The following is a 13445-nucleotide window of genomic DNA, read 5'->3' as shown; positions in this document are numbered from 1 at the left end:
AAGTTTTTTGGACAAGATTGGAAATTCGTTATATTCATCGAAAGATTTTATTCATTTTGAAGATTTTTTTCATTACCATATGAACTTAATTAAATCCATATGGCAAGAACAGCTTAAGTTTGACAATCAGATTTCGCATCACATTGATTTTTATTTTCATGATAGAAGAATGAGCAAAGGAATTTTACTTTGTGCGAAAAATTTGGAAGCAATCCCTTTAAAATTACAACAACTATTAACAAGTGATTAAATAGTTTTCTTAAAATTAACATAATACACCTTATACCAACGTGAAAATTGAGGCTATGGCTTTAATTTTTATATATTTTTAAAATTTAAAAATCCTAGATCTCAATCTAGGATTTTTATTTCTTACAACAGCCATGATGTTAAATGGAAGAAGACTCTCTCAAAACAAGGGCTTTAATTTTTACGGCTTTTTCAAAATGATCTAATTTATGTTGCATGATCCACCAAGTCGCCGCTTCCATTAAAAGCTCAGGATTATCATTTTTATTTTTGAAAAAAGCATAGAAAGATAAACCTACACTATCTCCCTTTTTTTGAATTTTCTCATTACATCCACTGATAAATAGTTCTCTTAACTCTTTTCTCATATTTTTAACTTTTCCTAAAATTAGCATAAATAACTTATGCAAAATACCTTCTTTTATTTAATATAAATCATAATCTTAAATCAGATCATTTAGTGAACAGTCCACTAGAATGGCTTTTACATTATTTTTCACATTCCACGACTATTTTCCAGTCAATGTTCCACATCTTTCATTCAACAAAGTACAAAATATTCTTCACTGACTCTTCGCTAACAATGCCGAATAATCCTCAAAACAATCTGAATGTTGTAATTCAAAATCCGTCTGCTGCATATTGGAAGCATAAATTCGCTTACCTGAAAGCTGTTCACTCTCTAAGGTCAACTCAGGTAACCCAAGTTGCTGCTGAAACCACTGAATAATTTCATGTAAAGGAATCGGCTGATTATTTGTGACAATATAGGAACTTTCAGGATGTTCCACGTGAATCAAATGCGCCAGAAAACGAGCTAAATCTTCAATATGTATGCGATTGCTATAATGAATGTTCGGATAGGTCGAAGTCTGCTGCGCCAACTTCACCATACGTGCCACAGAAGCCCCGTAAATGCCTGTCGGGCGAATAATAATACTTTGCTCAGGATACGCAGTCTGCCACAACAATTCCATCTGCCGTAGAATCTCGCCTTGTGCATCGATCGGCTTAGGCATACGAGCATCATCAATTCGCTCCCCTGCTTGCTCACCATAAACTCGCGTTGAAGACACTACGATAACTTTTTTTACAGGATGAGCTTGTAAGGCCTTCTGCATCGCAGGAATCGCATCAACGAAAGTCGCTTGATAGCCTTCAGGTGTACTTGATGCGGGAGATAACAATACATAGACGATATCGACAGGGGTAATCTGACTCAAATCAAGTTGATGAATATCTTGAATCAAATGCGTAGCAAAATCTTGTGGTTTGGCAGTACGGCTAATTGTGGTAATTTGGTGGCCTTGTTGAAATAATTGTTTAGCAACCCGTTGAGATGTTTTACCATAACCTATAAATAAAATATGCATTTAGCACCTAATGAGCACTTTAGTTGAGGGGACATGGCCGCAGTCCAACAATTGCAAGGGGTTGGAAGTGCCTCTGCTGCATTACTTGAAAAACTGAATATTTTCACCACGGATGATTTACTGTTTCATCTGCCGCGGGATTATGAAGATCGTAGCACGATCATTCCAATGAACCAATTGGAGGTTGGGCGTAGCTATCTGCTCGAAGGTACGGTGAAATCAGTGGACTTTCCGCCAGGAAAGCGTAAATCCATGGCCATCTTACTGGATGATGAGCTCGGTAAAGTCACGCTACGCTTTTATCATCTATATAAAGCCCTGACCGATCGCGGCAAAGTGGGCAACCGTTTACGGGTTTTTGGTGAAGTCCGTGTCGGTGCGCGTGGCTTGGAAATGTATCATCCTGAAATTCAGCTCATTACTGAACATACGCCTCTACCACAAACTCAGCTCACAGCCATTTATCCTGCAACCGATGGACTGACCCAAACCAAGCTGCGTGAATACGTTAAACATGCCTTAAAACAGCACAGTGATGATTTGCCAGAGTTGCTGCCGCAGAAATTCACCAATGGCTATGCCTTGAAACAAGCCTTACATTACATCCATGAACCACCACTGGATGCCAATATGTTGCAGTTGAGCCAAGGCTCACACCCTGCGCAGCAACGCCTGATTTTTGAGGAATTGGTCGCTCATCAAGTCAGCCTGCTGACCCGTCGCGCCTACATTCAGCAAATTGCAGCCCCCTCGTTTACTAATAGTAAAACCTTTGCCAAACAATTACTGGCTGCGTTGCCCTTTAAAATGACCGCAGCACAGAAGCGCGTGTCTAAAGAAATCTCCGATGATTTAAAGCAACACAAGCCAATGTTACGTCTGGTACAAGGCGATGTTGGTGCAGGTAAAACGCTTGTGGCAGCACTTGCTGCTTGTCATGCTTTAGAAGAAGGTTGGCAAGTTGCCTTAATGGCACCGACTGAAATTCTCGCAGAACAACATTATTTGAATTTTAAACGCTGGTTTGAACCTTTAGGCTTAAATGTGGCATGGCTATCAGGCAAGCAAAAAGGTAAAGCCCGTGCCTTGGCAGAGCAACAAATTCAACAAGGCTCGGCTCAACTGGTCATCGGTACCCATGCCTTGTTCCAAGACAGTGTTGCCTTTCATAAATTAGGTTTGGTGATTATTGATGAGCAACACCGCTTTGGGGTTGATCAGCGTTTGGCACTTCGTAATAAAGGTGCACAGCAAACCACGCCACATCAACTGGTGATGACCGCAACCCCGATTCCGCGTACCCTCGCCATGTCCGCATATGGGGACTTGGATACCTCAGTGATTGATGAATTGCCGCCTGGTCGAACCCCGATTCAAACCGTGACCATCCCTTTGGACCGTCGTGAAGAAGTCTTACAACGGATTGCCAGTAATTGCACCGAAGGCAAACAAGCCTATTGGGTTTGTACATTGGTCGAACAGTCGGAAACTTTAGATGCTCAAGCCGCGGAAGCCACCTATGCCGAAATTAAACACCGTTTTCCAACACTCAATATCGGACTGGTACATGGCAAAATGAAAGCCGATGACAAGCAAGCCGTCATGCAACAATTCAAGAACAATGAACTACAACTGCTGATTGCGACCACGGTAATTGAAGTCGGCGTGGATGTGCCGAATGCCTCTATTATGGTGATTGAAAATGCCGAGCGTCTGGGCTTATCACAACTGCATCAGTTACGTGGTCGTGTTGGACGTGGTGCTAAGGCCAGTTTTTGCGCCCTACTCTATAAGAATCCACTGTCACAAAATGGACAAGAAAGGCTACGTATTATGCGTGAAACCAATGATGGCTTTATCATTGCAGAGAAAGATCTAGAAATTCGCGGTCCTGGAGAATTACTCGGCACCAAACAAACGGGAGATATGGGCTTTCGCGTTGCCAAATTAGAACGGGATGATCATTTGCTCAATCAGGCACATTATGTGGCACAGCAAATCCTGAAAGACTATCCTATACAAGCAGATGCTTTACTTAAACGCTGGCTGCCAGAAGCCCCGCGCTATGCCTATGTTTAAACCTTTTTTATCTACCGCTCAGCAATGGCTGCATTCAGTACTCCCATGTCAGTTTTGTGGACTTGAGCGTGGTCATCAGGCGAGCCTCTGTCAAGATTGCTGGAACCATTTACCTTGGTTCAAACAATCCGTGCAACGTCAAGAAATTGAGGTTCAAGTCGCCTGCCATTATGCCTATCCCATTGATCGTGTGATTCAGCAATTTAAATACGAGCAACAACTACATTTTCAAATCTTGCTGACTGGACTGCTGAAACAGCTCGAATATCGACAAATTCAGGCGATTGTCCCTATGCCGATTTCGACTCAGCGCTTAGCCGAACGGGGTTATAACCAAAGTATCATTCTGGCACAACGTTTGGGACAACACTTAAACATTCCAGTCTGGCAACCCATTCAACGGCAGCATCAACATGCACAAAAAGGCTTAAGCCGTTTAGAACGGCTGGATCAAATCGAACAGCAATTTAAAATTGCCCCGACAAATGCTCTGCGTTATCGTCGCGTGTTAATGCTGGATGATGTAGTGACGACAGGTAGCTCGCTCAAAACCTTAGAACGAGCACTTGCCGAATTGGGCTGCCGAAAAATTGAAGCGGTCTGTATTGCAGCAGCTCAAGCCTGACCTTCGCCAAATTTTAAACGGCCACTCAGATCAAATGCACTATGCTTGAGTTTTGAATTGCTCACGCACCCACGGCAACACAATTTCTCGAGTCAACGGGGCCAATGGCGTCGTTTGTTCATCCCAATCAATCCATTTCAGTTCTGCAATTTCAGCCGCAATTTGTGGTGCAGTGTCTAGCTCCACATGGAATACATGGCTTATCAATAAATGATCGGGTTCATTGGCCGCAGCGGTTTCAAAACGTCCAACGTACTGAATAATTTTCGCCTGACAACCAATTTCTTCCGCGATTTCACGCAAGATACAATCTTCAGGCGCTTCATCTGGTTCTAGCTTGCCACCCACCTGCATAAAAAAATGAGTATTGTGCTTACGCACCAATAACAACTGCTGTTGTGTATTCAACACAATACCCGCAGCGACAGTAATTTTTTTCATTAGCCGTGTTTCACCAAGTCTTGCTGCTCGCTCATACCCCATTTCGGGGTAGGTGCAGTAAATACATCAAACTGCTGTAGAATCGCTTCAACTGAGTTTTCAGCAATTAAGGTCTCTGTGAAACGTGAATGCGTAAAGCCTTTTTCGGTCGTTAAGTTGATGAATTTAATCAGGTCATCATAAAAGCCGTGGACATTTAAAAAGGCACACGGTTTGAGATGAATGCCCAATTGTGCCCAAGTCCATTGCTCAAAAATCTCTTCTAAAGTTCCCGCTCCCCCTGGCAATGCAATAAATGCATCGGAAAGTTCGGACATTTTAGTTTTACGTTCATGCATGTTTTTCACCACATGCAGTTCCGTTAAATCAGGATGTGCCAACTCACGATCCACCAAGGCATGCGGAATAACCCCAATCACTCGTCCACCCGCCTGCAAGGCACTATCTGCAATGACCCCCATCAAACCCGAACGCCCACCACCATAGACCAGTGTTTTACCCTGCTGAGCCAAAGTTTTGCCAACATGACGCGCTGTTTCTAAAAAAATTGTGTCTGTACCAACGGCTGAACCACAAAAAACTGCAATAGAATGTGTCATTATTTCACCATGTTATGATCTTGTCATACCGCGAAAGTAAACTAGATGGAGATTTTTTCATAAATTAGCAATCCAAGCAGTGTTTTTCATGAAATCCTTGTCTAAAATACACCCATCGATTTAACCCATACTGCGTAAGGGAGAAAAGACATCCATGCTTGAAGCCTTTTACGCCACAGAGCGCGGTAGTTTAGAAGATGCCACCATTAATGGCGGTTTTGATTTACACCCAGAATTGGTCTGGGTCGATCTCATTGCACCTTCACAAGAAGAACAGCAATGGGTTTTAGATGCGTATGATCAAAACCTACCTACATTAAAGTCATTAGAAGACATCTCTTCATCTGCCCGATTCTACCGTGATGATGATGGTATTTTGCATATCAGCACGTATTTTTTAACGAAAAATAAAAATTATCAGGTGGATGGTGAGGCAGATGATAATTCTAGTATTTTAGCCACAGTACAAACCGTCGCTTTTATTTTGCATAGAGAGCGTTTGTTTACTCTGCGTGGTGAAAAGCTGGTGGCTTTCCGTGCCTTTCGCGCACGCGCACGTCGCAATGACTACGAAATTGACTATAAAGACCCGACTTGGGTCCTGTTAGGTTTACTCGAAGCCAAACTGGATGAGCTTGCGGATATCTTAGAAGATATCCACAAGGACTTGGAAAAATACTCCACAGAGGTACTGAATAACCGTCATCGTGAACAAATTCTCGACCTTGATGACATGATTACCCGACTGGCACAATTAGAAGATATGTTGGGTAAGGCACAACTCTGTTTGATTGACTTACGTCGTGTACTGACCTTTTTATCCCGTCCGCGTGCCCTAGGCAGTCATATCTATGATGCAGACATCCGAGAGTTGAGTGAAGATGTACGCTCACTAGTCGAACATGATGCCTTCTTGTTCCAGAAAGTACGCTTCTTGCTAGATACCACATCAGGATTCATTAATACTGAACAGAATGACACCATTCGTCGCTTCTCGATTTTACCGAGTATGTTGGCACCCCCAATGTTGGTTGCCAGTATCTATGGTATGAATACAGATGTTTTACCTTTTGCCCACGGCACCACCAGCTTTATAGCCGTCAGCATGATTATTGTCGGCTTCTTTATCGGCCCGCTGATTTACTTCCGCTGGAAAAAATGGATCTGAATATTATTTTTTGCATGGTGTGATCAGCGATGTGCAACAGAATATCGTCTTTTTGAGCATAAGATTCAACATAAAAAAAGCACCGCAATTGCGGTGCTTTTTTTAGATGATCTGCAGATCATCTTGCAGATGACAAGCCTGAATAATCTTCATCATTTTCTCAGGCACAGCCTTAAACTGTAAACCTTGTGCATGTGGCGTTTGGCGCAACCAACGCACCAACACAGCTAAAGCCAAGGTACTTCCTTGTTGTAACTGTGCCAAATTTACCACCATAGGCAAGGGTTGTTTCTGAATCAATGCCAAACCCTGCTGATAATATTGTTCAGCATTGTCATAATCTATTTTTCCAGTGACCTGTAATTCCTGATTGACGAGACTAATCACCTTTCACCTATCTTATTTTTTCTTTACAGCTGCATCAGCATCTGGTTCAAAGTTAGCAATCGCTTTATCCAGATTACCACCATTACGTTTAACTGTCGCTGCGAACTGATTACGGAATTGTAGACCTAAATCAATACCCGATACATTAATGTTACGAATCTTCCATTGGCTACCTTTATCCGCCAACTGGAACGATACAGGAATCTTTTCACCGTTGTTATTAAAGTCAATGGTCACAACAGGGTTAGCGCTACCAGTCGCTTTATAAGGGCGAACAGTGTAGGTTTGGTTACTGAATTTCGCAAATGCAGTGCCATAATTTTCAATCAGTGTTTCGCGAAAGTTCTTTTCAAACTGTGCACGTTGTGCCGCTGTACTGTACTGATTGGTTGCATAAGTCCCCATGACAATACGAGTGAACGCTTGTGAATCCACATACGGGTCTAAGTTTTGACGTACAATGGCTTTTACTGCCGTTGGGTTATTTTGCAATTTTGCATGGTCTGCTTTTAAGCGACCAATTAAACCATCCGCCACACGCTTAATAAATGCAGGAGGAGCTTCAGCTGGCGCAGCAAATGCAGTACCTGCAATCATGGTTGATAAAATGCTTGCCGTTAATGTTTGTTTCAACAACATATTCACTTCTAAATTCCTCTTTCAATTATTCAACAAATGCTGGTTCAGCATCTGTTTTGTCAGTTGGTGCCTCAGCTTCTGCCGATGGAGTCGATGACTTACCTGCACCTGCTGTAATAAATTTACTAATCAAATCTTCAAGATCCATCGTACCTTGAGTATTGGCAATGGATGCACCGCGCTTAACATAATTCAAGCCACCACCCGGAACAACTTTCAAATACTTCTCACCCAACAAACCATTGGTTGCCACCATTATGTAAGCATCTTCATCAATACTGGTGATGGATTTCATGTTCGCAATAAGTTGCTGTTCCATTTCTTTTTGTTTCGCTGGTGTAGCTTCCGTATATTCTGTACTATAGCGCAACTCATCCAACGCATTGGTTTCAACCGTCTTCAACTGCTCTGCATTAAAAGACGTTAACTTACCATCCAACTCAAAATGCACGGTTGCCAAACGCGTAACAGGATCTAAGGTAATATCCGTCACACGACCAATGGTCACACCACTCATGGTAACTTTAGCTCGAGGCTTTAAGCCATTCACATTATCAAATTGTGCCGTCATGCTATACGCATCACGTAAGTTGGTGCCAACTAAGCCACTCACTTTCATTGCCAAGAAAAACAATGCAACACCGAAGACAATGACAAATAATCCTACGGCCAGCTCACTTGCACGTGATTTCATTAAACCCCTCCGAACATGACCGCAGTCAACACAAAATCAAAACCTAATACACAAAGCGATGAATACACCACGGTACGCGTTGTGGATGTCGCAATGCCTTCCGATGTCGGTACACAGGTATAACCTTGATAGACCGCAATCCAAGTACACAAAATGGCAAAAACAATACTCTTAATAATCGTGCCATTAAAGATATCTTTATAGAATTGCACATTACTTTGCATGCCACTCCAGAAAGAACCTTCATCTACGCCCAGAAAATCTACGCCGACCATTTTACCGCCAATAATACCAATTGCAGCAAACACCACACTCAACATCGGCAAGCTAAAAATCCCAGCCCATAAACGTGGTGAAACAATACGTTTTAAGGGATCAACCCCGATCATTTCCATACTGGATAATTGTTCAGTGGCTTTCATTAACCCAATTTCTGCGGTCAGTGCAGAACCTGCACGCCCAGCAAACAATAATGCTGCAACCACAGGGGCCAATTCGCGCAATAGGGTTAACGACACCATGGTACCCAACATGGCTTCTGAACCAATGTTGACCAAAATGGAATAACCTTGTAGGCCTAAAACCAAACCGATGAACAAACCTGACACCGAAATAATCAGTAAGGACATCACCCCGACACGGTACATTTGGTAAACAAACAGTTTGACGCCTAACCATGTCGGCATGGAGCATAGAATTTGCAACAACATAATGGTTGCAACACCGACACCCTGAACACTTTGAATAACGCGTCTACCTAATGAGGCAATAGCATTCATGAACCAACCTCGCCTGCCAAATACGCTTGATGACTAAACTGATACTCTACAGGACCTTCAGCAGCCCCCGTAAGAAACTGACGTACAAATGGCGATGCATTGGCTTGCAACTCTGCTGGTGTGCCTTCACCTTGCACCTTCCCTTCTGCAACGACATAAATATAATCTGCAATGGAGAGGGTCTCTGACACATCATGCGATACAATAATTGTGGTTAGCTCTAATGCCTCACGCAAAGAACGAATTAATCGCGTGAGCACCCCTTTAACAATCGGGTCCTGACCAGCAAAAGGCTCATCATACATAATTAATTCTGGGTCTAATGCAATGGCACGTGCCAATGCTACACGTCGGTTCATCCCACCCGAAAGCTCAGAAGGCATGAGTTGCTCTGTTCCACGCAACCCTACCGCTTCCAACTTTAGTGCGACCAATTCTGCAATCAAATGCTCAGGTAATTGGGTATGTGCACGCAAAGGAAATGCAACGTTTTCATAAACGCTCATATCGGTAAATAAAGCACCGCTTTGAAACAACATACCCATACGCGCCCGTGCCGCAAACAACTCATGCCGCGACATCTGCCCAATATCTTTACCGTCAAGTAGCACTTGCCCATGATCTGGGGTCAATTGTCCCCCAATTAAACGTAGCAGTGTAGTTTTACCTGTTCCAGATGGCCCCATAATGGCGGTAATCTGACCACGTCGAATCTTCAGACTGACTTGTTCATAAATGATTCGTTCCCCTCGCTTAAAACTCAGATCTTTGACTTCAATCAAAGCTGAATTTTCAAGGGGTGCTTGATTATTCATAGCGGAGAAAGTTCCTGCAATTTTCCAGCACGCATACTATAAAGGATTGAACTATAAAATGTTACCTAGTTGCGTCGGGTAAACTGTGTGCAATTTGTTTTTTTGATTCTGTCATTTTAATTATATGAAACTACTCACACAGCATAAAAATTAGAACGCTGTGTTATATAAATTGAGCGTAAAAGAAATAGATCAGATTGCTCATAAAAAGAATAAAACTCAGATAAGGCATAACCACCTCTTTTAGCGAATACCCTAACATAGGTTGTTGTTCTATATTGTTATTCATATTTGTCATATTTCAACATAAATTTGACTTAGTATACATTTTTTAAACAATAAACAAAATCGTTAAGCATAAAAAAACCAGCGCAAATGCGCTGGTTTTTTTAGAAGGTATGACTTAGTCGTTGAACTTACGACGTGGGCGGTCAAAACCACCTTCAGTACGTGGACGATCTGAATTAAATTCACGCTTTGGACGGTCTTCACCACCGAAAGTGCGCTTAGGACGATCTTCACCACCGAAAGTACGTTTTGGACGGTCATCACCAAACGAACGTTGTGGACGGTCGCCAAAACCACCTTCACGACGTGGTGCTGGACGATCACCAAAATCACGTTTAGGACGGTCACCAAAAGAACCTTCACGACGTGGTTTGTAGTCTACACGGTTACCGCGGTTGTCATCATTCGACTCAAAACGTGGCTTATCGTTGAAACCACCTTCACGACGTGGCGCTGGACGATCACCAAAATCACGCTTTGGACGGTCATCAAAAGAACGTTGCGGACGATCACCGAAACTGCCTTCACGACGTGGCGCTGGACGATCACCAAAATCACGCTTTGGACGGTCATCAAAAGAACGTTGTGGACGATCACCGAAACCGCCTTCACGACGTGGACGATCATTATTAAACTCACGACGTGGACGCTCTTCACCGCCAAAAGCAGGACGTTCGCCACGTGGTTTGTCATCGTAGCTACGACGTGGACGATCATCACCGCCTTCACGACGTTTAAAATTGCTTTCGCCTTCAAAACGGCTACGACCACCGCCATCACGACCACGACCACCGCCGAAACCGCCACGACCACGACCACCGCCATCACGACCACGACCGCCGCCATCACGACTACCGCGTGCAGGAGGTGGAGATGGCTCAAGACCTTCAATCTCAGATACGTTTAAACGAGCATCTAAGAAGTCTTCTAAAGCACGGATCTTGCCGCGTTCACGGTAAGTTGCAAGTGTAATTGCTTTACCTGTACGACCCGCACGACCTGTACGACCGATACGGTGTACATAATCTTCGTTCTTCATAGGAAGACCAAAGTTAATTACGTGAGAAATTGTTGGTACGTCAAGACCACGAGCAGCAACGTCTGTTGCAACTAAGATTTTTGCACGACCTTCACGAATGCTACGTAAACGACGGTTACGTACAGTTTGTGGCATAGCACCATGAAGCGCTACAACTGATAAACCTGCTTCAGCAAGTTCTTCAGCCAACATATCTGTGTCTTCTTGAGTAGAAGCAAATACTACAGCTTGATCAACGTCTTCAGCGTTTAACCAATGAGTAAGTAATTTTTTCTTGTGTTCAAAGCCATCAGTCCAATGCAAAGTTTGAGTGATGTCAGTGTTTGTAGAGTGACCAGTTTCGATTGCAATACGTTGTGGATCATTCATCATGCGTTCAGCAAGTGTAATGATACGACCAGCAAATGTTGCAGAGAACATTAAAGTCTGTTTACGGTTTGCAGCAAGATCGCTGATTGCTTCTAAGTCTTCAGAGAAACCTAAATCAAGCATACGGTCTGCTTCGTCAACAATAAGCGCATCAACTTGGTCTAATTTAATTTGACGACGATTCACCAAGTCAAGTAAACGACCTGGTGTTGCAACAACAACTTGTGCACCTTTTAACTGTTGGATTTGCTTACCAAACGGCATACCACCCATGATCGCTGCAATACGTGCACCTTTCATGTGACGAACAAATCCAATCGCGTCTTGGCTTACTTGCTGCGCCAACTCACGAGTTGGGCAAAGAACCAAAATATTTGGTTGAGTAATTGCTTTCATACGTTCTTTGAACGGAACGAAAGTCTCTTGGGCTGCAAGTGCGTTTAACGTTGGAAGTAAGAACGCCGCAGTTTTACCTGAACCTGTTTGGCTAGATACTAAAAGGTCTTTACCTTCTAAAGCTGCAGGAATCGATTGTTCCTGTACAGGCGTAGGAGAAGTAAAACCTAGGCTTTGTAAAGCTTGTTGTAACGATTCATGTAAAGGAAAATCAGCAAAAGTTTTGCTCATAGAGTATTTCACCCGAAAAATGGGTGCTCCATTAAATATATGGTCTGATGGACATCGGCAAAAAGCGGCACAGCAATAATCGCTGAAAATATAGAATCAGCGGCGATCCGAGAACGACGATGCGTATAACGCACATTTGATTACAGCCGCAACCTGAAGGAATCGCTTAAGCGATTGGGTGGGGCGCGAAATAATGTCCTCTCTTTGGACCGGACGCGCATACACAATGATAGAAGAGAATGTTCAGGTAATGAACGAAATTTAGTGCGTGGCGAGATTATAACAGCATATTTTTAAAAGTCACCTATTTTAATCGACTTTTACTATTTTTTTACAAAATATTATTCAAAGATGCAATTAAGCCTTGGAATTCTATATAAAAAAAAGCCCTCAATTTTGAGAGCTTTTTTTATCAGCACTTGATCACGTCATCATTCGACTACTTTGCAGCTTCGCCCCATGCTGGCACTACAGCCTGCATTAATGGTTTTAACATTTTCATTGAACATGCAAGTACTTGACCATTTTCCATAGAGTCGCTGCCACCACGCGCATCAACCACAGTACCGCCCGCTTCTTTCACAATCAACTCGCCTGCTGCGATATCCCAAGGCTTTAAGCCGAGTTCGAAATAAGCATCAAAACGACCCGCTGCTACATACGCCAAATCTAATGCTGCTGAACCTGTACGACGGTATTGCGCACCAGCTTCAGTTACATTTAACAATGAAGCAAAATGATTTTTTGCATAAGAAATCACTTCACCATTACGTTTTGCGCGGTAAGCATGTCCCACAGACATGAATGTATTTTCAAGGCTGTCTTTCACATTTACACGAATACGACGTTGGTTCATCATGGCACCACGACCACGACTTGCAGAGAACAATTCATCTTTCACAGGGTCGTAAATTACGCCGTGTTGAGTAATGCCTTTATGTTGAACTGCAATAGAGATACAGAAATGAGGAACACCGTTAATGAAGTTTAAGGTGCCATCAAGTGGGTCAATGATCCAACACCAATCTGCGTCGTGACCTTTGCCTTCTTGAAGACCAAACTCTTCACCAAGGAAACTGTGGTTTTTATAGCTTTTACGTAGCGTATCGATGGTCAATTGTTCCAAATAACGGTCTACACGCGTTACTGGTCCATCAATTCCTTTTTCTTCGACTTGTAGATCAAGTTTATGACGATTTTGATGCGCTTTTAAAAGCTCTTGACCGACTGTTTGAGCCGCACGCGCAGCCATCACCACCATAGGTTCCATTGAA

Annotated in this window: 14 protein-coding genes and 1 pseudogene; 4 read left to right on the top strand and 11 right to left on the bottom strand. The window is 43.0% G+C overall.

Annotated elements, in window-relative coordinates; genetic code table 11:
* Nucleotides 1–250: pseudogene (locus DCO44_RS16755) on the top strand (hypothetical protein); the annotation flags it as partial.
* Nucleotides 251–389: 139 nt separating this feature from the next.
* On the opposite strand, the gene DCO44_RS08930 reads toward DCO44_RS16755, so the two are convergent.
* Entirely contained in the window at nucleotides 390–617 is a 228-nt protein-coding gene (locus DCO44_RS08930; protein WP_165815699.1) for a DUF6500 family protein, read from the bottom strand.
* 195 nt (nucleotides 618–812) lie between these two features.
* Nucleotides 813–1622, bottom strand: coding sequence for an NAD(P)H-binding protein (locus DCO44_RS08925; protein WP_116761106.1), 810 nt, complete (start codon nucleotides 1620–1622; stop codon nucleotides 813–815).
* A 33-nt stretch (nucleotides 1623–1655) separates the two neighbouring features.
* Between DCO44_RS08925 and recG the strand changes: the two genes are divergently transcribed.
* Nucleotides 1656–3701, top strand: a complete 2046-nt coding sequence (gene recG / locus DCO44_RS08920; RefSeq protein WP_116761104.1) for an ATP-dependent DNA helicase RecG — start codon at nucleotides 1656–1658, stop codon at nucleotides 3699–3701.
* Nucleotides 3688–4326, top strand: a complete 639-nt coding sequence (locus DCO44_RS08915) for a ComF family protein (RefSeq protein WP_116761102.1) — start codon at nucleotides 3688–3690, stop codon at nucleotides 4324–4326. Before recG ends, DCO44_RS08915 begins: the two co-directional genes overlap by 14 nt.
* A 39-nt stretch (nucleotides 4327–4365) precedes the next feature.
* Here DCO44_RS08915 and DCO44_RS08910 read toward each other — a convergent pair whose 3' ends face one another.
* Both DCO44_RS08910 and DCO44_RS08905 read right to left on the bottom strand, forming a co-directional pair.
* Nucleotides 4366–4767: an NUDIX hydrolase gene (locus DCO44_RS08910; protein ID WP_116761099.1), complete on the bottom strand. Its 402-nt coding sequence runs from the start codon at nucleotides 4765–4767 to the stop codon at nucleotides 4366–4368.
* Nucleotides 4767–5366: a TIGR00730 family Rossman fold protein gene (locus tag DCO44_RS08905; RefSeq protein WP_116761097.1), complete on the bottom strand. Its 600-nt coding sequence runs from the start codon at nucleotides 5364–5366 to the stop codon at nucleotides 4767–4769. The genes DCO44_RS08910 and DCO44_RS08905 overlap by 1 nt, the downstream gene beginning before the upstream one ends.
* A gap of 154 nt (nucleotides 5367–5520) precedes the next feature.
* Here DCO44_RS08905 and DCO44_RS08900 point away from each other — a divergent pair, with 154 nt between their 5' ends.
* Nucleotides 5521–6534 (top strand): CorA family divalent cation transporter, encoded by a 1014-nt coding sequence (locus DCO44_RS08900; protein WP_116761095.1) that lies wholly within the window; start codon nucleotides 5521–5523, stop codon nucleotides 6532–6534.
* A gap of 102 nt (nucleotides 6535–6636) precedes the next feature.
* Here the strand turns inward: DCO44_RS08900 and DCO44_RS08895 are convergent, their stop codons facing one another.
* The 7 genes from DCO44_RS08895 to DCO44_RS08865 all read right to left on the bottom strand — a co-directional run bounded on the left by DCO44_RS08895 (nucleotide 6637) and on the right by DCO44_RS08865 (nucleotide 13441).
* Nucleotides 6637–6921, bottom strand: a complete 285-nt coding sequence (locus tag DCO44_RS08895) for an STAS domain-containing protein (RefSeq protein WP_116761093.1) — start codon at nucleotides 6919–6921, stop codon at nucleotides 6637–6639.
* A gap of 12 nt (nucleotides 6922–6933) precedes the next feature.
* Nucleotides 6934–7566 carry an MlaC/ttg2D family ABC transporter substrate-binding protein gene (locus DCO44_RS08890; protein WP_116761091.1) on the bottom strand — a complete coding sequence of 211 codons (633 nt, stop codon included), beginning with the start codon at nucleotides 7564–7566 and terminating at the stop codon, nucleotides 6934–6936.
* 19 nt (nucleotides 7567–7585) lie between these two features.
* Nucleotides 7586–8254 carry an outer membrane lipid asymmetry maintenance protein MlaD gene (locus DCO44_RS08885; RefSeq protein ID WP_116761089.1) on the bottom strand — a complete coding sequence of 223 codons (669 nt, stop codon included), beginning with the start codon at nucleotides 8252–8254 and terminating at the stop codon, nucleotides 7586–7588.
* On the bottom strand, nucleotides 8254–9033 hold the full coding sequence (gene mlaE, locus DCO44_RS08880; protein ID WP_116761088.1) for a lipid asymmetry maintenance ABC transporter permease subunit MlaE: 780 nt from the start codon (nucleotides 9031–9033) through the stop codon (nucleotides 8254–8256). The genes DCO44_RS08885 and mlaE overlap by 1 nt, the downstream gene beginning before the upstream one ends.
* Entirely contained in the window at nucleotides 9030–9848 is an 819-nt protein-coding gene (locus DCO44_RS08875) for an ABC transporter ATP-binding protein (protein WP_116761085.1), read from the bottom strand. The genes mlaE and DCO44_RS08875 overlap by 4 nt, the downstream gene beginning before the upstream one ends.
* Before the next feature lie 403 nt (nucleotides 9849–10251).
* Complete coding sequence (locus DCO44_RS08870; RefSeq protein WP_116761083.1) at nucleotides 10252–12171, bottom strand: DEAD/DEAH box helicase; 1920 nt, start codon at nucleotides 12169–12171, stop codon at nucleotides 10252–10254.
* Nucleotides 12172–12610: 439 nt separating this feature from the next.
* A complete protein-coding gene (locus DCO44_RS08865; protein ID WP_116761081.1) occupies nucleotides 12611–13441 on the bottom strand; it encodes an inositol monophosphatase family protein in 831 nt (276 codons plus the stop codon).
* Nucleotides 13442–13445 lie beyond the last annotated feature (4 nt).

The sequence above is a fragment of the Acinetobacter sp. AM genome (assembly GCF_003105055.1).
GTDB classification, from domain to species: domain Bacteria; phylum Pseudomonadota; class Gammaproteobacteria; order Pseudomonadales; family Moraxellaceae; genus Acinetobacter; species Acinetobacter tibetensis.
Note: the sequence above shows the minus strand (reverse complement) of the source record. Positions and strands in the feature narration are given on the sequence as shown.

Coding starts and splice junctions, on each gene's coding strand:
- DCO44_RS08930 (WP_165815699.1), bottom strand. CDS start 617: ATGAGAAAAGAGTTAAGAGAACTATTTATCAGTGGATGTAATGAGAAA.
- DCO44_RS08925 (WP_116761106.1), bottom strand. CDS start 1,622: ATGCATATTTTATTTATAGGTTATGGTAAAACATCTCAACGGGTTGCT.
- recG (WP_116761104.1), top strand. CDS start 1,656: ATGGCCGCAGTCCAACAATTGCAAGGGGTTGGAAGTGCCTCTGCTGCA.
- DCO44_RS08915 (WP_116761102.1), top strand. CDS start 3,688: ATGCCTATGTTTAAACCTTTTTTATCTACCGCTCAGCAATGGCTGCAT.
- DCO44_RS08910 (WP_116761099.1), bottom strand. CDS start 4,767: ATGAAAAAAATTACTGTCGCTGCGGGTATTGTGTTGAATACACAACAG.
- DCO44_RS08905 (WP_116761097.1), bottom strand. CDS start 5,366: ATGACACATTCTATTGCAGTTTTTTGTGGTTCAGCCGTTGGTACAGAC.
- DCO44_RS08900 (WP_116761095.1), top strand. CDS start 5,521: ATGCTTGAAGCCTTTTACGCCACAGAGCGCGGTAGTTTAGAAGATGCC.
- DCO44_RS08885 (WP_116761089.1), bottom strand. CDS start 8,254: ATGAAATCACGTGCAAGTGAGCTGGCCGTAGGATTATTTGTCATTGTC.
- mlaE (WP_116761088.1), bottom strand. CDS start 9,033: ATGAATGCTATTGCCTCATTAGGTAGACGCGTTATTCAAAGTGTTCAG.
- DCO44_RS08875 (WP_116761085.1), bottom strand. CDS start 9,848: ATGAATAATCAAGCACCCCTTGAAAATTCAGCTTTGATTGAAGTCAAA.
- DCO44_RS08870 (WP_116761083.1), bottom strand. CDS start 12,171: ATGAGCAAAACTTTTGCTGATTTTCCTTTACATGAATCGTTACAACAA.
- DCO44_RS08865 (WP_116761081.1), bottom strand. CDS start 13,441: ATGGAACCTATGGTGGTGATGGCTGCGCGTGCGGCTCAAACAGTCGGT.